This is a genomic window from Pseudomonas sp. LH21 (assembly GCF_036549575.1).
In the GTDB taxonomy this organism is placed as follows: Bacteria; Pseudomonadota; Gammaproteobacteria; order Pseudomonadales; family Pseudomonadaceae; genus Aquipseudomonas; species Aquipseudomonas peradeniyensis.
In genome coordinates this window covers 5,029,421-5,053,446 of sequence record NZ_CP144367.1, presented here as the reverse complement: position 1 = coordinate 5,053,446, position 24,026 = coordinate 5,029,421, and the positions used below count along the sequence as shown (strand labels likewise).

The 24,026-nt window shown below is 65.0% G+C and carries 26 protein-coding genes and 1 riboswitch; of the genes, 13 read left to right on the top strand and 13 right to left on the bottom strand.

Annotated features, from left to right (window positions below):
• From VUG52_RS22985 to VUG52_RS22975, 3 genes are all read right to left on the bottom strand, one after another.
• Positions 1-876 carry a MerR family transcriptional regulator gene (locus VUG52_RS22985; protein WP_050703736.1) on the bottom strand — a complete coding sequence of 292 codons (876 nt, stop codon included), beginning with the start codon at positions 874-876 and terminating at the stop codon, positions 1-3.
• The gene (locus VUG52_RS22980; RefSeq protein ID WP_050703737.1) at positions 866-1,834 is read right to left on the bottom strand and encodes a DUF523 and DUF1722 domain-containing protein; all 969 of its coding nucleotides are present in this window, start codon (positions 1,832-1,834) and stop codon (positions 866-868) included. Before VUG52_RS22980 ends, VUG52_RS22985 begins: the two co-directional genes overlap by 11 nt.
• Before the next feature lie 106 nt (positions 1,835-1,940).
• The gene (locus tag VUG52_RS22975; protein ID WP_050703738.1) at positions 1,941-2,927 is read right to left on the bottom strand and encodes an NAD(P)/FAD-dependent oxidoreductase; all 987 of its coding nucleotides are present in this window, start codon (positions 2,925-2,927) and stop codon (positions 1,941-1,943) included.
• A gap of 186 nt (positions 2,928-3,113) precedes the next feature.
• On the opposite strand from VUG52_RS22975, the gene VUG52_RS22970 reads away from it, so the two are divergent.
• Both VUG52_RS22970 and hemH read left to right on the top strand, forming a co-directional pair.
• The gene (locus tag VUG52_RS22970) at positions 3,114-4,019 is read left to right on the top strand and encodes a TIGR01777 family oxidoreductase (protein ID WP_050703739.1); all 906 of its coding nucleotides are present in this window, start codon (positions 3,114-3,116) and stop codon (positions 4,017-4,019) included.
• Positions 4,020-4,032: 13 nt separating this feature from the next.
• Entirely contained in the window at positions 4,033-5,046 is a 1,014-nt protein-coding gene (hemH, locus tag VUG52_RS22965; protein ID WP_050703740.1) for a ferrochelatase, read from the top strand.
• A 112-nt stretch (positions 5,047-5,158) separates the two neighbouring features.
• Here the strand turns inward: hemH and VUG52_RS22960 are convergent, their stop codons facing one another.
• Both VUG52_RS22960 and upp read right to left on the bottom strand, forming a co-directional pair.
• Positions 5,159-6,433: a uracil-xanthine permease family protein gene (locus tag VUG52_RS22960; protein WP_050703741.1), complete on the bottom strand. Its 1,275-nt coding sequence runs from the start codon at positions 6,431-6,433 to the stop codon at positions 5,159-5,161.
• A 2-nt stretch (positions 6,434-6,435) separates the two neighbouring features.
• On the bottom strand, positions 6,436-7,074 hold the full coding sequence (upp, locus tag VUG52_RS22955; RefSeq protein ID WP_028691132.1) for a uracil phosphoribosyltransferase: 639 nt from the start codon (positions 7,072-7,074) through the stop codon (positions 6,436-6,438).
• Positions 7,075-7,239: 165 nt separating this feature from the next.
• Here upp and VUG52_RS22950 point away from each other — a divergent pair, with 165 nt between their 5' ends.
• The 4 genes from VUG52_RS22950 (at position 7,240) to VUG52_RS22935 (ending at position 9,204) form a co-directional block, all read left to right on the top strand.
• Positions 7,240-7,797, top strand: a complete 558-nt coding sequence (locus tag VUG52_RS22950) for a hypoxanthine-guanine phosphoribosyltransferase (protein WP_050703742.1) — start codon at positions 7,240-7,242, stop codon at positions 7,795-7,797.
• Positions 7,798-7,799: 2 nt separating this feature from the next.
• On the top strand, positions 7,800-8,273 hold the full coding sequence (locus VUG52_RS22945; RefSeq protein ID WP_050703743.1) for a WbuC family cupin fold metalloprotein: 474 nt from the start codon (positions 7,800-7,802) through the stop codon (positions 8,271-8,273).
• A gap of 99 nt (positions 8,274-8,372) precedes the next feature.
• On the top strand, positions 8,373-8,843 hold the full coding sequence (locus VUG52_RS22940) for a hypothetical protein (RefSeq protein ID WP_050703744.1): 471 nt from the start codon (positions 8,373-8,375) through the stop codon (positions 8,841-8,843).
• A gap of 70 nt (positions 8,844-8,913) precedes the next feature.
• Positions 8,914-9,204, top strand: coding sequence for a PA4642 family protein (locus tag VUG52_RS22935; RefSeq protein ID WP_050703745.1), 291 nt, complete (start codon positions 8,914-8,916; stop codon positions 9,202-9,204).
• Between the two features lie 164 nt (positions 9,205-9,368).
• Here VUG52_RS22935 and mqo read toward each other — a convergent pair whose 3' ends face one another.
• On the bottom strand, positions 9,369-10,874 hold the full coding sequence (gene mqo / locus VUG52_RS22930) for a malate dehydrogenase (quinone) (RefSeq protein ID WP_050703746.1): 1,506 nt from the start codon (positions 10,872-10,874) through the stop codon (positions 9,369-9,371).
• Between the two features lie 605 nt (positions 10,875-11,479).
• Complete coding sequence (locus VUG52_RS22925) at positions 11,480-11,713, bottom strand: hypothetical protein (protein WP_050703747.1); 234 nt, start codon at positions 11,711-11,713, stop codon at positions 11,480-11,482.
• A 139-nt stretch (positions 11,714-11,852) separates the two neighbouring features.
• On the opposite strand from VUG52_RS22925, the gene VUG52_RS22920 reads away from it, so the two are divergent.
• Entirely contained in the window at positions 11,853-12,437 is a 585-nt protein-coding gene (locus VUG52_RS22920; protein ID WP_011532230.1) for a YajG family lipoprotein, read from the top strand.
• 145 nt (positions 12,438-12,582) lie between these two features.
• Here the strand turns inward: VUG52_RS22920 and VUG52_RS22915 are convergent, their stop codons facing one another.
• Complete coding sequence (locus VUG52_RS22915; protein WP_050703748.1) at positions 12,583-12,789, bottom strand: hypothetical protein; 207 nt, start codon at positions 12,787-12,789, stop codon at positions 12,583-12,585.
• A gap of 158 nt (positions 12,790-12,947) precedes the next feature.
• Between VUG52_RS22915 and VUG52_RS22910 the strand changes: the two genes are divergently transcribed.
• Entirely contained in the window at positions 12,948-13,208 is a 261-nt protein-coding gene (locus VUG52_RS22910; RefSeq protein WP_050703749.1) for a hypothetical protein, read from the top strand.
• A 115-nt stretch (positions 13,209-13,323) separates the two neighbouring features.
• Here VUG52_RS22910 and VUG52_RS22905 read toward each other — a convergent pair whose 3' ends face one another.
• Positions 13,324-14,490 carry a 1-acyl-sn-glycerol-3-phosphate acyltransferase gene (locus tag VUG52_RS22905; RefSeq protein ID WP_050703750.1) on the bottom strand — a complete coding sequence of 389 codons (1,167 nt, stop codon included), beginning with the start codon at positions 14,488-14,490 and terminating at the stop codon, positions 13,324-13,326.
• Between the two features lie 125 nt (positions 14,491-14,615).
• On the opposite strand from VUG52_RS22905, the gene VUG52_RS22900 reads away from it, so the two are divergent.
• From VUG52_RS22900 to VUG52_RS22890, 3 genes are read left to right on the top strand one after another with little or no spacing between them, the layout of a single operon-like run.
• Entirely contained in the window at positions 14,616-14,798 is a 183-nt protein-coding gene (locus VUG52_RS22900; RefSeq protein WP_010225771.1) for a CPXCG motif-containing cysteine-rich protein, read from the top strand.
• Positions 14,798-15,058, top strand: a complete 261-nt coding sequence (locus tag VUG52_RS22895) for a putative signal transducing protein (protein ID WP_050703751.1) — start codon at positions 14,798-14,800, stop codon at positions 15,056-15,058. The genes VUG52_RS22900 and VUG52_RS22895 overlap by 1 nt, the downstream gene beginning before the upstream one ends.
• Before the next feature lie 15 nt (positions 15,059-15,073).
• A complete protein-coding gene (locus tag VUG52_RS22890; protein WP_050703752.1) occupies positions 15,074-15,694 on the top strand; it encodes an SOS response-associated peptidase in 621 nt (206 codons plus the stop codon).
• A gap of 151 nt (positions 15,695-15,845) precedes the next feature.
• On the opposite strand, the gene VUG52_RS22885 is transcribed toward VUG52_RS22890, so the two are convergent.
• Positions 15,846-17,987 carry a methyl-accepting chemotaxis protein gene (locus tag VUG52_RS22885; protein WP_050703753.1) on the bottom strand — a complete coding sequence of 714 codons (2,142 nt, stop codon included), beginning with the start codon at positions 17,985-17,987 and terminating at the stop codon, positions 15,846-15,848.
• A 152-nt stretch (positions 17,988-18,139) separates the two neighbouring features.
• Between VUG52_RS22885 and VUG52_RS22880 the strand changes: the two genes are divergently transcribed.
• Positions 18,140-18,955, top strand: coding sequence for a M48 family metallopeptidase (locus tag VUG52_RS22880; protein WP_050703754.1), 816 nt, complete (start codon positions 18,140-18,142; stop codon positions 18,953-18,955).
• An 80-nt stretch (positions 18,956-19,035) separates the two neighbouring features.
• Here the strand turns inward: VUG52_RS22880 and VUG52_RS22875 are convergent, their stop codons facing one another.
• The 3 genes from VUG52_RS22875 to VUG52_RS22865 all read right to left on the bottom strand — a co-directional run bounded on the left by VUG52_RS22875 (position 19,036) and on the right by VUG52_RS22865 (position 21,887).
• Positions 19,036-19,620 (bottom strand): TMEM165/GDT1 family protein, encoded by a 585-nt coding sequence (locus VUG52_RS22875; protein WP_177330817.1) that lies wholly within the window; start codon positions 19,618-19,620, stop codon positions 19,036-19,038.
• 90 nt (positions 19,621-19,710) lie between these two features.
• A riboswitch (yybP-ykoY riboswitch) is annotated at positions 19,711-19,832 on the bottom strand.
• Positions 19,833-19,870: 38 nt separating this feature from the next.
• Positions 19,871-20,869: a class I SAM-dependent methyltransferase gene (locus VUG52_RS22870; protein ID WP_050703756.1), complete on the bottom strand. Its 999-nt coding sequence runs from the start codon at positions 20,867-20,869 to the stop codon at positions 19,871-19,873.
• 52 nt (positions 20,870-20,921) lie between these two features.
• Entirely contained in the window at positions 20,922-21,887 is a 966-nt protein-coding gene (locus VUG52_RS22865) for a 2-hydroxyacid dehydrogenase (RefSeq protein ID WP_050703757.1), read from the bottom strand.
• Positions 21,888-22,077: 190 nt separating this feature from the next.
• On the opposite strand from VUG52_RS22865, the gene VUG52_RS22860 reads away from it, so the two are divergent.
• Complete coding sequence (locus VUG52_RS22860; protein WP_050703758.1) at positions 22,078-23,760, top strand: fatty acid--CoA ligase; 1,683 nt, start codon at positions 22,078-22,080, stop codon at positions 23,758-23,760.
• Positions 23,761-24,026: the final 266 nt, after the last annotated feature.

The following is a 24,026-nucleotide window of genomic DNA, read 5'->3' as shown; positions in this document are numbered from 1 at the left end:
TCAAGGTCGGGGTTGCTGGAGGCGGCGCAAGGCGGCCTGGGGGCTGTCGAACAGGTGCAGGTCAGGCAGTGACAGTGCGTGCAGTTCCGTCTCATGCAGGCTGACGGTATTACCACCCAGGAGTTTCAGTGTGTTGACGTCCTGCAATGCTCGACCGAGCACGGCGAGGTCGGGGCGACGACCGAGGTGCAGCAGCAGCGCTTGTGGCTGCAGTTGCTCGACGGCCAGCCGCAATTGGCGGGGTTCAACGGACCACTCGAGGATCTCCAGTGGGTAGCCGTTGCTGCTCAGCAGCCAGGCACAGAGCCAGAACTCGGCATCGAAGGCGCAATCGTCGGAGCGGGCGAGCAGCACGCAAGGGCCGCCTAGCGAGTGGCTGTCGTGATAGACCCGCGCCCCCAGCTTGCTGCGCAGCCAGCCCTGAAAGAACACCTGTTCCAGTCGGGCGTCGAAATGCGTTTGCCAGCGCTGTTCGAGGGCCTCGAGCAGCGGCAGCAGCAAGCGCTCGCAGACGGTCACGGCGGGGTAGAGGGCCATCACCTGGTTGATCAACTGGTCCAGTGGGCGTTGAGCAAGGCGAGCGATGGCCGCCATCAGCTGTTCGATGCGTTCGCCCCATTCGCCCTGGATCGGCGCCGTGGCGTGCGCGGTATTGTCCAGCAGTTCGCGCACTTGGCTTACCGCGGCGCCGCGCTCCAGCCAGCGCAGCACGGCCTGGACCCGCTGCACCTGGTCCTGTGGATAAAGGCGATGTCCCTTGGGTGTGCGCTGCGGCTTGATCAGGCCGTAGCGGCGTTCCCAGGCGCGCAGGGTGACCGGGTTGACACCGGTCAGGCGGGCCACTTCGCCGATGGGCAGCAATGGGTCAGATGGCATTGCGCAGTCCGAGGTCTTCCGGATGGGGTTGCAGGTAGGCCTGTTGCAGCAGGTAGGGATCGGGATGGCGGCGCAGGTGGTGCTTGAGCAGGGTCAAGGGTACCACCAGTGGCACCACGCCTTTCTGGTACTGGCCGATGACCTGCTGCAACTCGGCCTTGTCCGCCTGGCCCAGGTCGTTGCGCAGGTAGCCGCTCAGGTGCTGCAGCACGTTGCCGTGGGTGCCGCGGCTGGCGCAGCGGCGCAGGGCCTGCATCAGCTGGCTGAAGTAGCGCGGGCCGAGTTGCATCGGGTCGTCGTCGCGGCTCATGTTGCCGAGCAGGCGGCCGAGGCTGCGATAGGCCTGGGGGTTGTGTGCCATCAGCAGGTACTTGTAGCGGGCATGGAAGCGGATCAGCGCGCCGCGGCTCAGGCCCTGGCGCAGCAGTTGTCGCCAGTCGGCGTAGGCGTAGACGCGGGCGATGAAGTTTTCCCGCAGCACCGGATCGTGCAGGCGGCCTTCCTCCTCGACCGGCAGGTCCGGGCGTCGCTCGCAGAATGCCGCGGCGTAGGCGCCCCGGCCACCTTGGTGGGCCGGACGGCCGTCTTCCTGGTAGACCTTGACCCGTTCGAGGCCGCAGGACGGTGACTTCTGCATGAAGATGTAGCCGCAGATATCGTCGAGTTCGTCGGCCATCTGTGCGCCGTAGGCACGCAGCGGGCCGGCGAAATCGGTGGCGCTGTTGCGCGTGCCGGTGACGGCCGGATGCTCGGGGTCGCCTACCAGGCGGATGGGTTCACGGGGCGTGCCCAGGCCGATGGCGACCTCGGGGCACAGGGGGACCCAGTCGAAATGCTTGCCGAGCAGCTCGAGGCACAGGCTGGAGGCTTTGTGGCCGGCGTTGTAGCGCACGTTGCGGCCGGTCAGGCAGGCACTGATGGCCAGGCGAGGCTTGCCACTGTGTGGGGAAGCGTTCATCGCGGTCTCCGGAATGACTTGTACAGGCTGCACGGTTTGTACAAGTCTATTCCAGCACAGATGAAAACTTATACAAGTATAATTTTTTGTATATATTTTCCGTCGATTATTCCAGATGCTCCAGCAGGCGCCGGGCGGCTTCCTGGCCGCTGAGCCAGGCCCCTTCGACCCGGCCGGACAGGCACCAGTCGCCACAGGCGTACAGGCCCAGGTCGGCATCGGCCAGCGTGCCCCACTCGTGATTGACGGCAGGGCGCGCGTACAGCCAGCGGTGGGCGAGGGCGAAGGTCGGTGCGGGAACGACGCAGCCGACCAGTTCGGCAAATTCTCCCCACAGCTGCTCGATCACTTCCTCCTTGGGCAGGTCGATGTGCTGTTTGCTCCAGCTGGAGGTGGCATGCAGCACCCAGGTGTCGAGGTGTTCGTCGCGGCCCGGCTTGCTGCGGTTGCGGGCCAGCCAGTCGAGCGGGTTATCCTGCACGAAGCAGCCCTGCATCGGGGTTTCCAGCGGTGCCTGGAAGCCCAGGGCAATGGCCCAGGTCGGCTCCATCTGCACCCCGGCGGCAACCGCCGCGAGCTTGGGCGCGGCGGCCAGCAACGGGGTGGCCTGGGGCGCCGGTACGGCGATCACCACCTGGCTGAACGGCCCATGGCTGCAGCCTTCGGTGTCCTGCAGGTGCCAGTACTGCTTGCCGCGGAATACCTCGGTGATGCGACAGCCGAAGTTCACCGTGACATCCTTGAGCAGGCCGCGGGTGATGGCACTCATGCGCGGCACGCCGACCCAGCGGGTCTGTTCGTCGGGGGAGGGGGTCAGTTCGCCATCGCGGTAGTTGTACAGCTGCGGCTTCCACTGCGCGGCCCAGCCGTTGGCCACCCAGTGCTGGACCTGCTCGACGAAGCGCCGGTCGCGGGCGGTGAAGTACTGGGCGCCGAGGTCCAGGGCGCCGGCATCGCTGCGCTTGCTGGCCATGCGTCCGCCGCTGCCGTGGCCCTTGTCGAACAAATGAACGGTCTGCCCGGCCTTCTGCAAGGCCTGGGCGGCGGACAGGCCGGCGATTCCGGCACCGATGATGGCAATAGGTACTGTCATGATGGCCTCTTCGAACCTAGCTATACGCAGCCTACGCTGCCAGGCAAACCTGTACAATGCACAATGTTTGTATAAGGTTATTCCGCTCGATAGGCAGGTTGGCCTATGTTTATCCGAGAGCGTTCGGTCAAAAAAGTGCCTTGATCTTAAAAATAGACCACGGCCGCCCAGTGTGAGGACACAGCCATGCATATATTGCTGACCGGCGGTACCGGCCTGATCGGCCAACACCTCTGCCAGATGTGGCGCCAGCAAGGGCATCGCCTGACGGTCTGGAGCCGCCGCCCCGAACAGGTGGCGAAAATCTGCGGTACCGGCGTGCGAGGCGTGGCCCGACTGGAGGACATTGCCGATGACGACGAGGTCGACGCGGTGGTCAACCTGGCCGGCGCGCCGATCGCCGACCGGCCCTGGACCGCGACGCGGCGCAATCTGCTCTGGGCCAGCCGGGTGACCCTCACCGAGCAGTTGCTGGCCTGGCTGGAGCGCCTTGAGCGCCGCCCGCAAGTGCTGATTTCCGGCTCTGCGGTGGGCTGGTACGGCGACGGTGGCGAGCGTGAGCTCACCGAGGCTTCGCAGCCGGTGAAGGAGGACTTCGCCAGCCAGCTGTGCATCGCCTGGGAGGAAACCGCCCAGCGTGCCGAGGCCCTGGGGATCCGCGTGGTGCTGGTGCGCACCGGCCTGGTACTGGCCGCCGATGGCGGCTTTTTGTCGCGCCTGCGCCTGCCGTACAAGCTGGGCCTGGGCGGGCCGCTGGGCAATGGTCGGCAGTGGATGCCCTGGGTGCATATCGACGACCAAATCGCCCTGATTGATTTTCTCTTGCGGCACAACGAAGCCAGCGGTCCCTATAATGCCTGCGCGCCGGAGCCAGTGCGCAACCGCGAGTTCGCCAAGCGCCTGGGCCGCGCCCTGCATCGCCCGGCGTTCATGCCGATGCCGGCGCTGTTGCTCAAGGCTGGGCTCGGCGAGCTGTCGACGCTGCTGCTCGGCGGCCAGCGCGCGCGCCCGGTGCGCCTGCTGGCGGCGGGCTTCACGTTCCGCTTCAACGATCTGCAATCGGCCCTGGACAACCTGTCCAGCCGCCTCTGACATAGGACGCTGCATGACCGATCACGCCCTGCTGCTGGTCAACCTGGGTTCGCCGGCCTCCACCTCGGTGGCCGACGTGCGCCGTTACCTCAACCAGTTCCTCATGGACCCGTACGTGATCGACCTGCCCTGGCCGGTGCGGCGGTTGCTGGTGTCGCTGATCCTGATCAAGCGCCCCGAGCAGTCGGCCCATGCCTACGCCTCGATCTGGTGGGACGAGGGCTCGCCGCTGGTGGTGCTGACCCGCCGTCTGCAGCAGGCGATGATGGCCCATTGGCCCCATGGGCCGGTGGAGATCGCCATGCGCTATGGCGAGCCGGCTTTGCCGGAGGTCCTGGAGCGCCTGGCTGCACAAGGGGTGCGCAAGGTGACGCTGGCGCCGCTCTATCCACAGTTCGCCGACAGCACCGTGACCACCGTGGTGGAGTTGGCGAAGCAGACCATCGCCGAGCGCAAGCTGCCCTTGCAGACCCGCATTCTCCAGCCGTTCTACGATCACCCTGAGTACATCGATGCATTGGTGGCCAGCGCCCGCCCGTACCTGGAGCAGGATTACGATCACCTGCTGCTGAGCTTCCATGGTTTGCCTGAGCGGCACCTGAAAAAGCTCGACCCCACCGGCAACCACGACTTCCAGGCCGCCGACTGCTGCAAGGACGCCAGCGCCGAGATGCGTGCGGTGTGCTATCGCGGCCAGTGCCTGGCCACGGCCAGGGCATTCGCCGAGAAGATGGGCATCCCGGACGGCAAGTGGTCGGTGTCGTTCCAGTCGCGCCTGGGCCGGGCCAAGTGGATCGAGCCCTACACCGAGACGCGCCTGGACGAGCTGGGCAAGGCGGGGGTGAAAAAGTTGCTGGTGATGTGCCCGGCGTTTGTCGCCGATTGCATCGAGACGCTGGAGGAGATCGGCGATCGGGGCAAGGAGCAGTTCATCGAGGCGGGCGGGAAGGAGCTGGTGCTGGTGCCGTGCCTGAATGATCACCCGGAGTGGGTGAGGGTGTTGGCGGGGATGTGCGAGAAGGCTTGAGCGTGAGTCCGTGGTGCTTCGTGGGAGCGGGCTTGCCCCGCGATGGCGATGGCCTGGGCTGGCGTCATCGCGGGGCAAGCCCGCTCCCACAAAGGTGCTTCTACCTAGTCATTCAAGGCAGCTGATCATCCAGCTTCTTGTTCTTCCAGCCATCGTTGCCCGGCAGGATCAGGTTCAGGGCAATGGCCACCACGGCGCACAGGGCGATGCCTTTCAGGCCCCAGTCGTCCGGGCCGTCGCCGCTGCCGATCAGCACGCCGCCGATACCGAACACCAGGGTCACCGAAACGATCACCAGGTTGCGCGCCTCGGCCAGGTCGATCTTGTGGCGGATCATGGTGTTCATGCCCACCGCCGCGATCGAGCCGAACAGCAGGCAGAGAATGCCGCCCATCACCGGTACCGGAATGCTCTGCAGCAGCGCGCCGAACTTGCCGATGAAGGCCAGGGTGATGGCGAATATCGCCGCCCAGGTCATGATCTTCGGGTTGTAGTTCTTGGTCAGCATCACCGCGCCGGTCACTTCGGCATAGGTGGTGTTGGGCGGGCCGCCGAACAGGCCGGCGGCGGTGGTGGCCAGGCCGTCACCCAGCAGGGTGCGGTGCAGGCCGGGCTTTTTCAGGTAGTCGCGGCCGGTCACGCTGCCTACCGCGATCACCCCGCCGATGTGTTCGATCGCCGGGGCCAGGGCCACCGGTACGATGAACAGGATGGCCTGCCAGTTGAAGGCCGGCGCGGTGAAGTTCGGCAGTTCCAGCCAGGGGGCTGCGGCGATCTTGGCGGTGTCGACCACGCCAAAGGCGAACGACAGGGCGAAACCCACCAGCACGCCGGCAATGATCGGCACCAGGCGGAAGATGCCCTTGCCGAACACGGCGACGATCAGCGTGGTCAGCAGTGCCGGCATGGAGATCAGCATGGCGGTCTTGTACGGCATCAGCGCGGCACCATCACCACCCTTGCCCATCGCCATGTTGGCGGCGATCGGCGCCATGGCCAGGCCGATGGAGATGATCACCGGGCCGATCACCACCGGCGGCAGCATGCGGTCGATGAAACCGGTGCCCTTGATCTTCACCATCAGGCCCATGAAGGTGTACACGAAGCCTGCGGCCATGACGCCGCCCATGGTCTCGGCCAGGCCGAACTGGCCCTTGGCGAGGATGATCGGGGTGATGAAGGCGAAGCTCGAAGCCAGGAATACCGGGACCTGACGGCCCGTGACCAGCTGGAACAGCAGGGTGCCGATGCCGGCGGTGAACAGTGCCACGTTCGGATCGAGGCCGGTGATCAGCGGCATCAGCACCAGCGCGCCGAATGCCACGAAGAGCATCTGCGCGCCCGAGACGACCTGGCGCCAGAGCGGGTCGTTGAAGCCGTCCTGCATGATCAGGCGTCCTTCTGCTTGGTGCCGAAGATCTTGTCGCCGGCATCACCCAGGCCTGGGACGATGTAGCCGTGTTCGTTCAGGCGCTGGTCGATCGAGGCGGTGTAGATCTGCACGTCGGGGTGGGCTTTCTCCACGACGGCGATGCCTTCGGGCGCCGCGACCAGGACCATGGCGCGGATTTCCTTGCAGCCGGCCTTTTTCAGCAGGTCGATGGTGGCGACCATCGAACCGCCGGTGGCCAGCATCGGGTCGATGATCAGGGCCAGGCGCTGGTTGATGTCCGGCGCGAGTTTCTCGAGGTAGGTGTGGGCCTCGAGGGTTTCCTCGTTGCGGGCAACGCCCACGGCACTTACCTTGGCCCCTGGGACCAGGCTGAGCACGCCGTCGAGCATGCCGATGCCCGCGCGCAGGATCGGCACGACGGTGATCTTCTTGCCGGCGATCTTCTCGACTTGCACCTTGCCGCACCAGCCGTCGATCTCGTAGGTTTCGAGCGGCAGGTCCTGGGTGGCTTCATAGGTCAGCAGTGCACCGACTTCCTGGGCGAGTTCGCGAAAATTCTTGGTGCTGATATCGGCACGGCGCATCAGGCCGAGCTTGTGGCGGATCAGCGGATGGCGGATCTCACGAGTAGGCATAGGGGGAGGGCTCCGGGAGGCGGGCAAAAAAACCGCGCTAGATTAATCTATTCAGTCCTTGATGTCGTGCAGTCATTGTGCACGTTAGTCCATAAAGGCTTGATCTGGGACGAGCGGATGCGTACCTTTGCCCGCTTTTCCAAAACGCACCCCCTGGAGAGCGCCATGTCCGCCGATCTCGAGCATATCCGTCAAGTGATGCACGAGGCTGATTGCCTGTACAACGAAGCCGAGGTCGAGGCCGCCATCGCCGAGGTCGGCAAACAGATCTGCCAGGACCTGCACGACAAGAACCCGGTGGTCTTCTGCGTGATGAACGGCGGCCTGATCTTCTCCGGCAAGCTGCTCACCCACCTGCAGTTCCCGCTGGAGGCCTCGTACCTGCACGCCACCCGCTACCGCAACACCACCAGTGGCGGCGAACTGTTCTGGAAGGCCAAGCCGGAAGTGTCGTTCATCGACCGCGACGTGCTGATCGTCGACGACATCCTCGACGAGGGCCACACCCTCAGCGCCATCATCGAGTTCTGCAAGCACGCCGGTGCCCGCGCGGTGCACACCGCCGTGCTGATCGACAAGGACCACGACCGCAAGGCCAGCCCGGACCTGAAGGCCACCTACACCGGCCTGCCATGCATCGACCGCTACATCTTCGGCTATGGCATGGACTACAAGGGCTACTGGCGCAACGCCAACGGCATCTTCGCGGTCAAGGGGCTGTAATCATGCGCCAGCCCGGATTCCTCGATCAGTCGTTGTTCGCCGGGCTGGCAGAGCGGGCCACCGCCAGTCCGCGCGGTCGGCAGAACCACAACTTCCACGAGATGGAGGAGCCGTGCCACCGCATGGCCGTGGGGCTGCAGCCGCGGACCTACATCCAGCCGCACCGTCATCTGAGCGACGACAAGGCCGAAACGCTGATCGTGCTCAAGGGGCGCCTTGGCCTGCTGATTTTCGATGACCAGGGCGCGCTGACCGACAAGCGTGTGCTCGAGGCCGGTGGCGACTGCCTGGGCGTCGACCTGGTGCCGGGGGTCTACCATGGCCTGGTGGTGCTGGAGGACGACAGCATCATGTTCGAGTGCAAGGCCGGGCCGTACCGTGCGGTGGGCGAGGGTGAGCTGGCCGAGTGGGCGCCACGCGAGGGTGAAGCGGGCGTTGCCGAGTATCACGCCTGGATGCGCGCGCAGTTCGATTGAGCCTGCGCCCCTTGTCGTGGGGGGGGGCGGTTCGCCGCTGCGACTTGCCCCGCGACAGGGCCTGTGCGTAGAGTGCCTGCTCATGCCAAGGAGCCCCACATGCGTGCGATCGTCCCCCTCCTGCTGGCGGTGAGCCTGCCGCTTTCCGCTGCGCCGCTGCACAGCCAGTTCCTCCCGCCCGACGACCTCTCCCTGCGCCAGGAGGCTCCGGCCAGCCAGCAACTGCTGCAGGTCACCGACTACAGCGTGGTGGTGGGCACCCAGCGCCAGTCCGACCAGCAACCGATTCCGATCACCTCGTCCCTGCAGATGCGCCTGAAGGGCAAGCCGTTGAGCAAGGGTTCTACCATCGCCCAGGTGTTGCTCAACTTCGACGGCGAAGGCGGCAAGAGCTTGAAAAAGCCGGCCTATGACGACAAGAGCCGTACCCTGACCCTCAACTACCCGATGGCCGACTACCGGGTGATCATGGACTTGCTGCGCAACGAAACCCTGTACGTGCAGTTCCTTACCTACGCCAATGGCCACATCTGGGCCGACCTGCACACCGGTACCGTACGTACGCGTTGAGGGCCGCAGGTTTCGGGGGGTAAACTGCCGGCCTTCGAAAATGTCCGTGATGGTCCAGTTGGAGTCGGCGATGCGTAAAGACAAGAAACAAGTGATTGGTGACGAGATCAGCGACGAGTACATCAAGACGTTCCTGCAGTTCGAGCCGGCCGATGGCCTTACCTCGCCGTCGCATCACAAGCTGATCAAGGGTTATCGTGGCCTGCGCATCGATGATTTCGAGCGTTATGTGGGCTTCTTCGTCGCGGCTGGTTATGACCTGGACGGCAAGGACGAGCACGGCAAGACCTTCGTCGAGGTGATCGCCGACCAGCGCAATGCGCCGGAGTACATCGAGATCATCAATAAGGCCCGAGTTTGATCCGGAGCGTTGCGCGGGAGCGGGCTTGCCCCGCGATAACAGTGGTACAGCCATGGAGATGATCCGGTCTGCACCGGCCAGATCGCGGGGCAAGCCCGCTCCCACGAGGGATCTGCCCGCAAACAAAAAAACGCCCCGAGGGGCGTTTTTTCGTTTCAGCCGGATCAGGCGTAATGCTTGGCCGGGCTGCTTTCCACCAGCTCCAGCGCCACATCGTTGTCGGCGCTGATCTTGTGGTACAGCGCGGCATCGGTAGCCAGGACCTTCTCGCGGGCCGGAAAGATCTCCTTGAGCTTGGCGGCCCAGGCGCCCTTGGCCTGCTCGGGGAAGCAGCGTTCGATCAGCTCGAGCATGATCGACACGGTCACCGAGGCGCCCGGCGATGCACCGAGCAGCGCGGCCAGGCTGCCGTCCTGGGCCGAGACCAGCTCGGTGCCGAACTGCAGGATGCCGCCTTTCTTCGGATCCTTCTTGATGATCTGCACGCGCTGACCGGCCACTTCCAGGCGCCAGTCCTCGGCTTTCGCCTCGGGGTAGAAGCGGCGCAGCGATTCCAGGCGCTGTTCCATCGACTGCATCACTTCGCTGACCAGGTACTTGGTCAGGTCCATGTTGTCGCGGGCCACGGCCAGCATCGGGCCGAGGTTGCCTGCACGCACCGACAGCGGCAGGTCCAGGAGCGAGCCGTGCTTGAGGAACTTGGTGGTGAAGCCGGCGTACGGGCCGAACAGCAGCGACGTCTTGCCATCGACCACGCGGGTGTCCAGGTGTGGTACCGACATCGGTGGGGCGCCGACCGCGGCCTGGCTGTAGACCTTGGCCTGGTGCTGCTTGACGATTTCCGGGTTGTCGCAGCGCAGCCACTGGCCGCTGACCGGGAAGCCGCCGAAGCCCTTGCTCTCCGGGATGCCGGACATCTGCAGCAACGGCAGGGCCGCGCCGCCAGCGCCGAGGAAGACGAAGCGGGCGTCGACTTCACGGCTGCCGCCGCTGTTGACGTCCTTGATGCTCACGGTCCAGCCGCTGCCGTTGCGGCGCAGGCCGACGACCTTCTTGCTGTACTTGACCTGGGCGTCCGGGCTGTTGCCCAGCTGCTTGAGCAGCTTGTTGGTCAGGGCGCCGAAGTTGACGTCGGTGCCCTTCATCACGCGGGTTGCGGCGATGCGCTGGTCGGCCGGACGACCTGGCATCATCAGCGGCATCCACTCCTTCATCACCGCCTGGTCTTCGGTGTATTCCATCTCGGCGAAGGCGTGGTGCTGCTTGAGCAGCTCGAAGCGCTTCTTGAGGAAGGCAATGCCCTTGTCACCCTCGACGTAGCTCAGGTGCGGTACCGGGTTGATGAAGGCGCGCGGCGAGCCGAAGCCGCTCTTGCGGCTCAGGTAGGCCCAGAACTGGCGCGAGACCTCGAACTGGGTGTTGATGTGCACGGCCTTCTTGATGTCGATGCTGCCATCGGCGGCCTGCGGGGTGTAATTGAGCTCGCACAGGCCGGCATGGCCGGTACCGGCGTTGTTCCAGGGGTTGGAACTCTCCGCGGCCCCGGAGTCCATCGCCTCGACGACCTCAAGCTTCAGGGTCGGGTCGAGCTCCTTGAGCAGTACGGCCAGGGTGGCACTCATGATGCCCGCGCCTACCAGTACCACATCAACCGATTCGTTCTGCGCCATTAACGCGTCTCCACAATCTACAGCACCTAATTGACAGCATAGGATCCGTGGGGTGGCCCGGATCGCCATGTCCGACTCTTCGCAGTTCTTGCAACTTCCGCGGATACCGCCAATCAGTCTTGGGTGTTCGGCTATTGAACGCCCTTTGCCACGGGTGCGGCAATTCGACTTATGGTCAAGTGCTCCGTCGTGCGTTATGGACCGGCCTCAGAGGCTCATCGGGGATGAGCGCTTTTGCCGTCTGTTCAGGGCTGTTCGGGACACATCTGCCGCTCTTGCACATGCCAGACTGTTCATTTGCTCGCCACACTCTCGTGAAGTTGTGAAAAACCGTTTTTTCACGCTCTTTTGGAGTCGTGAACCTCAAAAGTGGACTGCGCGATGGCAACCCGCAGGTTCATGCGAAGCAGAAGGCCGGAAACAGCAGGCACGACAGCCAATGCAAGACCTGAGTGGAAGGCTCTCTGTGGGCGAAGCGTCGAGGGTGCCGGGGTGAAGCGGCGAATGCGGGGCCCGATCAGGAGACGTCCTTATAATCGGGGGGAGATTATAACGATGTCGCGGGCGGAAAGGGCGTACTTGTTGGGTTTTTATTGCAGCGTTTGTCAGGCGGACAGGGTGCGTTGCTGCCAACGCTGCGTTGCACGGGCGCAAATCCGGGCGCTGGCTGGCAGCGGGCGACCGAGCCAGGCCAGTTGCGCCTCGTTCACCTGTACCCAGCCGCCGTTACCCGGTGGCGTGGCGCAGTGCTTGAAACCGAGGCAGATGCCGTCGCTGTCGAGGCGGGCGTAGGTGGCGTGGCGCGGGCGGTGGAAGAGCAGGGTCCAGAGCGAGGCCATGGTGGTCAGTCCTGTGTGTGAGGGCTGGCGCCAGAGTAACCGGGGGGCATGAAACGATTGTGACACAGGGGCAGTTGCTGTTTGTGGCTTGCCGCTGGGTATACTGTGGGCCTTTGCCGCTTTTTCTGGAGAAACGCGCATGTTGCAACGTCTGTTGGTCGGTTTGTTCGCGGTGGCCAGCCTGAGCCTGGCCGGTTGTGCCCACAGCCCGCAGCAACTCAGCCCGCAACCCAAGCTTACCCAGCAACTGGCCCCGGTCGGCCACGGCCAGCCGGTGGTGGTCAAGGTCGTCGACGGGCGCGCCTCGCAGTCGCTCGGCACTCGCGGTGGCATGTACCCCGAGACCAGCACCATCACCGTCAATGGCAACGATGTCGTGCCCAAGCTGCAGGCCCAGGCCGAGGCGGCGGTGCGCCTGCTCGGCTTCACCCCGACGCCCAACGCCTACAACGCGCCGCAGTTGACCGTGACCCTGGCCGAGCTCAAGTACCAGTCGCCCAAGGACAAAATGTACGTGACCGAGGCGACCATCGGCGCCACCTTCCGTGCCGACGTTTCCAACGCCAACCGCCGCTACAGCGGCCGCTACGGTGCTTCGCTGGACCAGCGCTTCGGCATGGCGCCGAACCAGGAAACCAACACCAAGCTGGTGAGCGATGTGCTCAGCGATGCGCTGACCCGCCTGTTCAAGGACCCGACCGTCGGTCAGGTGCTGGGCGAGTAAGGCGTTTGCGATGAAGAAAACCCGCTGCCTGTGATCAGGCAGCGGGTTTTTTATTGTCTGTACTGGCCTATCGCGGGGCAAGCCCGCTCCCACGCACGTTGGGGGCTCTGTGGAGCGGGTTTACCCGCGAAGCAGGCAACGTAGATCAGGCAGCCTGCACATTGAAGTCCAGCAGGCTGATCCCGGTGTGCGGGTCGACTTCCGGCAGGTCCTGGTGGGCATGCCCGCCCAACGCGCAGTACACCAGCCACTGGCGGTCCTGGACATTGATCGCGAAGCCATCGATCAGCGCCTGCTGCTCGTCGCTCTGGGCGACAAGGTAGAGGCGGTCCTGGTTTTCGGCGTGCAGCATGACAAGCTCCGGTTCGGTAGAGGCCGACAGGGTGGCCTGCCTGGATGACGAGCGTGTGACAGATGAAATTAAATGACAGCTGGTCGCAAAGTGGCGGTACCAACCCCGAGCTTGGGTAGAATGCCGGGCTTTGCCGCACGTGATACCGAGGTCGCGCAATGTCGTTGCAAGTGTTCTGGGGCTTCCTGGCCGCCCATCCGGCCAAGCTGATCAACCTGCTGGCCCTGCTCATTACCTGCCCTGGCGGGCTGCTGCTGCACAGCGCCCGGCGTCGCGAGGCGCTGAGGCGGGAAAGCCTGGCGGTGGATGAAGGCGTGGTGGATGCGCTGGAGCAGCGAATACCGCGCTATTACTACATCCTGGGCTTCTGCTGCCTGGCGATGGCCTTGCTTTTGTCCTGGTTCAGTACCTGGATCTGAAGGCGATACTTGCTCTGTGTAGGAGCGGGCTTGCCCCGCGAAGGCGTCATATCAGATCACATCATTGCTTGATCTGACGCCTTCGCGGGGCAAGCCCGCTCCTACAGGTGCGTTGTCAGGCTGAGGTGGGCTGACGCTTCACCTGATACTGGTTACGCACCGGCGTCGCATACTGCTGCACCAGATACGGCTGATGCTCGACCGGGCACGCGTCCAGGCGGCGCTGCCACTCTTCCTTCGCCTTGGCCAGCTCGTCGGCCGGGAACAGTTTCTCCGCGCTGGGCACCTCGAGCGCCGCGTCTTTTTCCGCCCACATCGCATAGGCCAGGTAATGCACCGGGAACAGCCGGTAGCCGCCGAGGATCTGCCGATCGATGGCCTGCGCCAGTTGCTTGGTGTCCTCGTGGTAGTCGGTCACCGGTGGCGCGAAGTTGATGTGCACCCGCCCTTTGTAGCCGGTGATGCCCTGGGCGATGCTGTTGTCGTCCTCGCCTGGAGCCTTGGTGTAGCTGCCGGTGGTGGCGCGGATGTACAGCTCGCGGGCCTTGGCCTGGTCGCAAGGGTCATATTCGTAGCTGATCGACACCGGGGTCAGGTTCAGGCTCTGGACCACCGCGCCGAACGGCTCGTCCTTGCGGCTCATGTGGAACATCTTGAGGATTGCCGAGTCGGTACGGTCGTCACCGTCCTTGGCGCGGCCTTCGGCCTGGGCGATCCAGATCGACACGCAATCGTTGCGGATCGAGTGGTTGATGTAGGCCGAGAGCAACTGGTAGGCGGCCAGCTTCTCGCGGCGGCCGCTGATCGAGCGGTGCACGATGAAGCTCTTGTTCAGGCGCATCATGTCGCTGACGAACGGCTTTTGCAGCAGGTTGTCGCCGATGGCGATGCGTGGCGTCGGCAGGCCGGCGTGGTACACCGCGTAGTTGACGAAGGCCGGGTCCATCACGATATCGCGGTGGTTGGCCAGGAACAGGTAAGCGGTACCCGACTTGAGCTGTTCGACGCCGGTATAGGTGACGCCATCGGTGGCGCGGTCGATGGTGCGGTCGACGTAGTACTCGACCTTGTCCTGCAGCGTGGACACGCAGCTTACGCCGGCGAATTCCTTGCGCAGGCGCCGGGCGATCAGCGGTTTGAGCAGCCAGCCGAAGGCGCCAGCCGCGCGCGGGAAGCGGAAGTGGGTGAGGATATCGAGGAATGCCGGGTCGCTGAGCAGGCGTGCCAGAACGGCAGGGACCTCAGCGTCGTCGTACGGTCGGATGGCATCGAATTCGCCCATCATGCTCTCTTGTTGGAAACGGCTAGGGTAATTAGGTAGGGGCGGGCTCCGAAAAACGGCTCGGACGCACACTGGCCCTGTAAACAGACCGGCAATTATACGCACAAGTCACTCCGGAGGCCGCGATGCTGGAAACTGCGATCTACGATTGCCCTTATTGTGGCGAAGAAGTCGAAACCACGGTGGACCTGTCCGGCGGCGACCAGGAGTACATCGAGGACTGCCAGGTGTGCTGCAAGCCTATCCGCTTCGTGCTGCAGGTGCATGGCGAGGAGTGGATGCTCGATGTCTATGGCGAGAACGATTGATGCAAAGGATCTATGAACCGGAAAGCCTGCTGGAGGCGCAGATGCTGGTGGGCATGCTGGCCAGCGAGGGCATCGACGTGCACCTGGTCGGGCGTGACCTGATGGGCGCCGTGGGCGAGTTGCCGATGCACGGGTTGCTCGGCCTGGCGGTACCGGACGAGCAGGCTGGGTACGCACGGCAGTTGATCGATGCGTACAATGCTGCCCAGCCGCTTGCCGGCGACGAACCGGAAAGTTATCCCGGAACCCTGATCTGCTAGGTTTTGATTTCGCCCATGTGTGGACGCTACGCCCTGTTTCGCTGGTCCCAGAGCTTCGCCGGCCTGCCGGGCTTCCCCCCGGGCCAGCAGGCCCAATGGAACATCTCGCCCGGTGCCACGGTGCTGATCCAGCGCCAGCTCGACGGCCAGCTGCAGCTCGCCGCTGCACGCTGGGGGCTGACCCCGGCCTGGCTCACCGACCTGTCCCGCACCCCGGCCCAGGCTCGCGCCGAGACCCTCGCCGAGCAGCCGATGTTCCGCGAGCCCTTGCGCCAGCGGCGCTGCCTGATGCCGGCCAACGGCTTCTACGAATGGCGCGGCACGGCGCGCAAGCGCCCGTACTGGGTGACGCCGGGGGAGGGCGCGTCGCTGTTCTTCGCCGCGCTGTGGGAGGTCTACCCGGTGCAGGAACAGCAATGGCTGAGTTGCGCGGTGGTGACGCAAGCGGCGATGAACCAGCGTCGGCCGCTGATCCTCGACGAGGCCGAGCAGGCGCTGTGGCTGGACCCTGAAACACCGATGGCCAGATTGCACGAGTTGCTGGCCAAGCCGCCGACGGCATTGCGTGAGCGGGCGCTGGCAAACTTCGTCAACGATCCGAAGCTCAATGGGCCGGAGTGCCTGACCCCGGCCTAGGTGGCGCAGGCTACCCCTGTAGGAGCGGCCTTGTGCCGCGAAAGGGCCGCATAGCGGCCCCAGCGATTTCAGCATCTGCGTCCAGATCCAGGGTCCGCTTTGCGGCCCTTTCGCGGCACAAGGCCGCTCCTACAGGGGCGCGCGTGCAGGTCTACACCCTGAATTGATTGATCAACCGCCGCTGCTGCTCGGCCAGCTTGGTCAGCTCGGCGCTGGCCTGGCTCGACTCGTCGGCGCCGCCGGCCACCTCGCCGGCCACCTGGCCGATGTTGATCACGTTGCGGTTGATGTCCTCGGCCACGGCGCTCTGTTCCTCGGCGGCGCTGGCGATCTGCGTGTTCATGTCGTTGATCACCGACACCGCCTGGGTGATGCTCGCCAGCGACTCGGCCGCGCGGCTGGCCTGCTGCACGCTGATGTCGGTCTTGCCCTGGCTGTCTTCCATCACCTTGACCACTTCGCGGGTGCCCAGCTGCAGTTGCTGGATCATCTGCTGGATTTCCTGGGTGGCCTGCTGGGTTTTCTGCGCCAGGTTGCGCACCTCGTCGGCGACCACCGCGAAACCGCGGCCCTGCTCGCCGGCCCGGGCCGCCTCGATGGCGGCGTTGAGCGCCAGCAGGTTGGTCTGCTCGGCAATGGCGCGGATGGTCACCAGGATGGCGTTGATGTTCTCGCTGTCGCGGGCCAGGTCCTGGACCACGGTCACGGCGCGACCGATCTCGGCGGCCAGCTCGCTGATCGAGTGCGAGGTATCGCGGACGATGTCCAGGCCCTGGTTGGCGGCGCGGTCGGCTTCACTGGCGGCCTGGGCCGCTTGCGTGGCGTTGCGCGCCACATCCTGGGCGGTGGCGGTCATTTCATGCACGGCGGTGGCCACCTGGTCGATCTCGGCCATCTGCTTGTGCACGCCCTGGTTGGTGCGGATGGCGATGTCGGCGGTGTGCTCGGACGAGTCACTGACTTTCTGTACCGAGCTGACCACCTGGCTGATCATCGCCTGCAACTTGGCCAGGAAGGTGTTGAAGCCCTTGGCGATGGCGCCCAGCTCGTCGGCCCGGTCGCTCTGCAGGCGCCGGGTCAGGTCGCCTTCGCCCTGGGCGATGTCGTCGAGCATGCTCACCATCTGCTTGAGCGGGCGGGCGATGCCCAGGGCCAGCAGCCAGATCACCAGCAGGCCGAGGGCGGCGATGCCCAGGCCGACCACGGTCATGCCGGCGATATCGGTGCGGCGCTGTTCGGCCAGGTCCTGCTGCAGGCGGTTGACGTCGGCCATGACCGTGCTCAGCGGCAGTTCCAGCAGCAGGGTCCAGCGTGCGTCGGTGCCGGCGATCTTGAACGGCAGGTACAGCTCGATGCGGTCCTTGGCGGCGTCCACTTCATAGTGCAGCGCCTCGCCGCTCAGGTTCTTGAGGGTGTTGGCTTCGTCGCTGTCCAACACGTCGCCGGCCTTTTCGCCGAACTTGGCCGGATCGCGGGTGTAGGCCACCAGGCGGCCGTTGCTGGAGACCAGCGCCAGTTCGCCGGCGCCGTCGTAGAGCTGGCGGTCGGCGGCATTGAGCAGGTCCTGGATGAAGTTCACCGACAGGTCGGCACCGGCCATGCCCTGGAACTGGCCGTCGATCATGATCGGCTCGACGAACGAGGCGAGCATGACCATCTTGTCGCCCACCTTATAAGGTGCGGGATCGATCACGCAGGCCTTCTTCGACTCCTTGGGGCACAGGTAGTATTCACTGGCGCGCACACCGGTGGCGAGCACCGTGCGGTCGTCGACATCGGCCAGCTTGTCCTGGCCGAGGCTGCCGTCACCATTGCGGAACCACCAGGGCAGGAAGCGCCCGCTGGCGCTGTCGATGCCCACCAGGTGGCTGCCGACGTAACGGCCATCGGCATGGTCGAGGGCGTTCGGTTCCCAACCCAGGTAGGCGCCCAGCACGCTCGGGTTGACCTCCACGGTGCGCTTGAGCTGGTTGATCAGGTGTTCGCGATCGACGCGCATCAGTGGCTGGCCGTCGGCGCCCTGCATGCCGAGCATGGCGTTGCCGGTGGCCAGGCCGCGGGCGATCGCCAGGGGCGCTTCCAGGCCACGCTGGATCTCGCTGACCTGGGTGCGGGCCAGGGCCGAGAGGCGCTGCTCGATGACGGTCTCGAACTGCTGTTGCGTGCGCTGTTGCACCAGTGCCTGGGTCCGCTGCCCGGAGTACACGGCATACAGCACCAACGCCGCGACAATGCTCAGCACGATGGCACCGGCCAGGGCGGCCACGGAAAACTGGATCGACTTGAACTTCATGGCAAAGCTCCGCGCGCAAGGAGGTCGTTACCGAGGGTTATCGGCGGGCTAATACCAAAGCATGAGGGGCTTGTCAGAAATCTTACCTGTGGCTCTGGCAGGCACGGGCGTCAGGGCCTAGGATACGCGGCACGTAAATAGGGAGTGTTTTCATGCGTAAGTCATTCGTTGTCAGCATGCTGACGGCCAGCGTCCTGCTCGGCGGCTGCCAGGCGGTCAATACCACCAGTGGTGGTGCCGTGGGCGTCCAGCGCCAGCAGTACATGTTCAGCATGCTCTCGACCGATGAGGTCAACCAGATGTATGCCCAGTCCTACCAGCAGACCCTCGGCGAGGCGTCGAGCAAGGGCGTGTTGGACAAGAGCAGCAATGATGCCAAGCGCGTGCAGGCCATCGCCAAGCGCCTGATTGCCCAGGCACCGCAGTTCCGGCCGGATGCCGCGCAGTGGAATTGGGAAGTCAACGTGATCAAGAGTGACGAGCTCAACGCCAACTGCGGTCCGGGCGGCAAGATCATCGTCTATACCGGCCTGATCGATCAGCTCAAGCTGACCGACGCCGAGATCGCCGCGGTGGTGGGGCACGAGATCGCCCACGCCCTGCGCGAGCACAGCCGTGAAGCGATGTCCAAGGCCTACGGCGTGGAAATGGCCCGACAGGGCGCCGGCGCGATCTTCGGCCTGGGCCAGGACAGCATGGCCATGGCCGATACCGTGGTGAACTACGCCATGACCCTGCCCAACAGCCGGGCCAACGAGAACGAAGCCGACCTGATCGGCCTCGAGCTGTCGGCCCGCGCCGGCTACGACCCGAACGCCGCGATCACCCTGTGGAACAAGATGAGCCAGGCGTCCGAAGGCGCGCCGCCGGAGTTCATGAGCACCCACCCGGCGTCTAGCAGCCGGATCGCCTCGTTGCAGGCGGCAATTCCGAAGGTGATGCCGTTGTATCAGGCGGCCAAGAAGTAAAAGCAGCTTCAAGCTTCAAGCGGCAAGTAAGGACGCATCTGCTCTTTCTTGCCGCTTGTAGCTTGCCACTTGCCGCTGCTTCACCCTATCCAGCCACTGGTCTTCATCGCCGAATACACCGCGACGATGGCCAGCACGATGAACGCGGTCGCCGCCAGGCGGCGGATCAGCGTCAGCGGCAGTTTCTCCGCCGCGAAGTTGCCCGCCAGGACCACCGGCACGTTGGCGATCAGCATGCCCAGGGTAGTGCCGATGATGACCATGATCAGGTGCGGATACTGGGCGGCCAGCATCACCGTGGCCACCTGGGTCTTGTCGCCGATCTCGGCGAGGAAGAAGGCGATCAGGGTGGTGACGAACGGCCCGAAACGGCGTGCGTTGCTGGTTTCGTCATCGTCCATCTTGTCCGGTACCAGGGTCCATAGCGCCGTGGCGGTAAAGCTCGCGGCAAGAATCCAGTGCAGCACCGACTCGCTGAAGAAACCGCTGACCCAGGCGCCCACGGCACCGGCGGCGGCATGGTTGGCCAGGGTCGCGGCGACGATCCCGGCAATGATCGGCCAAGGCTTGCGAAAGCGTGCAGCGAGGATGAGCGCAAGCAATTGCGTCTTGTCGCCGATTTCGGCGAGGGCAACGATGGCGGTGGGGACGAGTAACGATTCCAGCATCAGGATTCCTACGGGGGCGGGTCGACACGGCTATGACACGTACAGCCTTCCCGCCCCGGGTAAGGTGTGCGTGTCATAGGTCTTGTCAAACCCTGGACCTGTCTGCGCAGATCGTGGGTCGCACGCGCCATGGCCTGTGGGCCAAGTGTGTTGACGCGTGCCGGGCGAGCAGGGCGCTCGCGGGAGACTACTCCCCTAGGACGGAGCGGATTCTGCCTAGGCGAAACGCTTTCGGCAAGCCCTGTTTTTAGCCACGGGTCGCTCGGTAGATGCGAAAGCCTTGTGCCTCGGCGCGGATTTCGCAGTTGCCCAGGGCGCCTTCGATCAGCGGTTGGTAGCGCAGGAAGCTGTTGGCAACCAGCCGCATTTCGCCACCTTTTCGCAGATGTTCGCCTGATTTTTTCAGCAGGTTTTCCGATGCCTGGTAGTCGGTGTGCACACCGGTGTGGAACGGCGGATTGCTCAGGATCAGGTCCAGCCCGGACGGCGCGGCATCGATGCCGTCGCCGCTGATCACCTCGCCTTCCAGGCCGTTGGCCGCCAGGGTCAGGCGGCTGGCCGCGACCGCGAAGGCATCGACATCGAGCAAGGTGACCCGGCTCTGCGGATAACGTCGCTTGATCGTGGCGCCAAGCACGCCGGCGCCGCAGCCGAAGTCCAGGACATGACCGCCGGGCAGGCCGTCAAGGTGTTCCAGCAGCAGCGCGGTGCCCTTGTCCAGGCGCCCATGGCTGAACACCCCGGGCAGGCTGATGACCTGCAGCGGACCATCTTCAAGCGGCAGTTCGAAGCGCTCGGCCAGGCTTTGCAGCGGTGTGGCTTCGGGGGCGTTGTCCACGGTCACCTGCCACAGCTGGCAGTGCCTGGCGCTGTCGAGCTTGCGCGGTTTGCCGAACGCCTGCAGAAGCTTGGCCGCGCCTTCGATGCCGCCGCGCTTTTCCCCCACCAGGTACAGCTCGCGACCGCCCAGGCGCGAGGCCAGGGCGTTGAGCAGGTAGGCAGCCAGCTCGCGGGACTTGGGCAGGAACAGCACGGCGGCGTCGAACGCCACCTCGGGCACCTCGACACCATAGTGGCTGCGCCCGGCGAAACGGCCTTGCAGCAGCGCCTGATCGCCGGCATGCCAGGTCCAGCCATGGGCGCCGGGCAGTTGGCCGAGCAGGCCGTCGGCCTGGGCGCCGGCGATCAGCAGCGGGCCTTGGAACAGTTCCGCCTGGCGGAGCAACACTTCACTGCGCGGGTCCATGGACGACGCCTCCTGAAAAAAAGTGGCGCAGTGTACCAGAGGCGTCGGCGGATCAGCCGACCACCCGCCGCGGCTGGCCGGTGAAGTAGGCCTGGGCGTTCTCGGCCAGCTGGCCAACGATGCGCTGGCGCGACTCCACCGCGCCCCAGGCGCTGTGTGGAGTGATGATCAGGCGCGGGATGTCCGCTGCCAGCAGCGGGTTGCCCTTGGCCGGCGGCTCGACGCTCAGCACATCGGTGGCGGCGCCGCCCAGGTGGCCACGGCGCAGGGCGTCGGCCAGGGCCTGTTCGTCGATCAGTCCGCCGCGGGCGGTGTTGACCACCAGCGCCCCCGGCTTGAGCAGGGCCAGCTCGTTGGCGCCGATCATGTGCCGGGTCTGCTCGTTGAGCGGGCAGTGCAGGGTCAGGGCATCGACCTGCGGCAGCAGCTCGTCCAGCGGCAGGCGATCGGCCCGCGGCGGCCGGCCGGGGATCTGCCCGCTCAGCACGCGCATGCCGAACGCCTCGGCCAGGTGCGCCACCGCGCCACCCAGCTCGCCGTGACCGAGCAGGCCGAGGGTCTTGCCTTCCAGCTCGACGATGGGGAAGTCCAGCAGGCAGAACTGGCTGGCCTTGGCCCATTGTCCGGCCTTCACCGCCTGGTTGTAGTCGCACAGGCGCGTGGCCAGGGCCAGCAGCAGGGCCAGGGTGTGCTGGGCCACCGACGGCGTGCCGTAACCTTGGCAGTTGCACACGGTGATGCCCTGGGCGCGGGCGGCGGCCAGGTCGACATTGTTGGTGCCGGTGGCGGCCACCAGGATCAGCTTGAGGTCGGTGGCGGCGGCCAGCGTGGCGGCATCGAGCATCACCTTGTTGCTGATCACCGCCGTGGCGCCTTGCAGGCGTTCGGCGACCTGATCGGCAGTGGTAGCGGCGTGCAACTGCAGTTCATCGAACTGCGCCTGCAGCGGTGAAAGGTCGAGGTCACCGAGGTCCAGTGACTGGTGATCGAGAAACACGGCACGACGTGGGCTGGGCATCAGGGGCTCCGGTGATTGGGCGGCAGGGCATCGACGCAGTGTCTGGTCCGCCGGCGCCATTCGTCAACGGTGCCGTCCGCACTCATACCTCGCGGGCGCAAATCATTCCTTCGGCTGATTTGACCGGTGCGTCACCGAACTACAGTGGATTACTGAACCGTTCTGCCCGTATTGAAGAAAAGGGATACCCATGTTGCAGACTCGCATCATCAAGCCCGCCGAGGGCGCCTACGAATACCCGTTGCTGATCAAGCGCCTGCTGATGTCCGGCAGCCGCTACGAGAAGACCCGCGAGATCGTCTACCGCGACCAGATCCGCCTCACCTACCCGCAGCTCAACGAGCGCATCGCCCGCCTGGCCAACGTGTTGACCGCGGCCGGTGTGAAGGCCGGTGACACCGTGGCGGTGATGGACTGGGACAGTCACCGTTACCTGGAGTGCATGTTCGCCATCCCGATGATCGGCGCGGTGGTGCACACCATCAACGTACGCCTGTCGCCCGAGCAGATCCTCTACACCATGAACCACGCCGAAGACCGCTTCGTGCTGGTCAACAGCGATTTCATCGGCCTCTACCACGCCATTGCCGGGCAGCTGACCACGGTCGACAAGACCCTGCTGCTGACCGACGGCCCGGACAAGACCGCCGACCTGCCGAACCTGGTGGGCGAGTACGAGCAACTGCTGGCCGCGGCCAGCCCGCAGTACGACTTCCCCGATTTCGACGAGAACTCGGTGGCCACCACCTTCTATACCACCGGCACCACCGGCAACCCCAAGGGGGTGTACTTCACCCATCGCCAGCTGGTGCTGCACACCCTGGCCGAAACCTCGGTACTGGGCAGCCTGGACAGCGTGAGGCTGCTGAGCAGCAACGACGTCTACATGCCGATCACGCCGATGTTCCACGTGCACGCCTGGGGCATCCCCTACGCGGCGACCATGATGGGCATCAAGCAGGTCTACCCGGGGCGCTACGAGCCGGACATGCTGATCAGGCTGTGGCGCGAGGAAAAGGTCACCTTCTCCCACTGCGTGCCGACCATCCTGCAGATGCTGCTCAACTGCCCGTCGGCGGCAGGCCAGGATTTCGGCGGCTGGAAGATCATCATCGGCGGCAGCGCGCTCAACCGCGCCCTCTACCAGGCGGCGCTGGCCCGGGGCATCCAGCTCACCGCCGCCTACGGCATGTCCGAGACTTGCCCGTTGATCAGCGCCGCGCACCTGAACGACGAGTTGCAGGCCGGCAGCGAAGATGAGCGCACCAGCTACCGGATCAAGGCCGGCGTGCCGGTGCCATTGGTCGAGGCCGCCATCGTCGATGGCAATGGCAACTTCCTGCCCGCCGATGGCGAAACCCAGGGCGAGCTGGTGCTGCGCGCGCCCTGGCTGACCATGGGCTACTTCCGTGAACCGGAAAAGGGCGAGGAGCTCTGGCAGGGCGGCTGGCTGCATACCGGCGATGTCGCCACGCTGGACGGCATGGGCTTCATCGACATCCGCGACCGCATCAAGGATGTGATCAAGACCGGTGGCGAATGGATCTCCTCGCTCGACCTCGAAGACCTGGTCAGCCGCCATCCGGCGGTGCGCGAGGTCGCGGTGGTCGGGGTGCCCGATCCGCAGTGGGGCGAGCGCCCGTTCGCATTGCTGGTGGTGCGCGAGGGGCAGAGCATCGATGCGCGTGCGCTCAAGGAACACCTCAAGCCTTTCGTCGAGCAAGGGCACATCAACAAGTGGGCGATTCCCAGCCAGATCGCCCTTGTTACTGAAATTCCCAAGACCAGCGTCGGCAAGCTCGACAAGAAGCGCATCCGCGTGGACATCAGCCAATGGCAGGCCAGTAACAGCGCTTTCCTTTCCACCCTGTAACCCGGGCGCGGGTCGCGCTTTTTCAAGCGCGACCCCGCAGGCTAGACAGGATCGTGCCTTGTCAAACGGCAGAATTGAGCCATGCTTGAGCACTGCCAGCGCGCAGGCCGGCCGATCGGGGTGGGCCGCAAGCAGGACGCGCAAATCACACTTTAGAGGGATCAAGCACCTGTGACCGCTGGCTATAGTCGGGTCAGGGGATTTTCAGGAATGGGGGAGGGCACCACGCGGCAACGCGCGGCGCCACGGGCAGGAGCCTGCTTCAC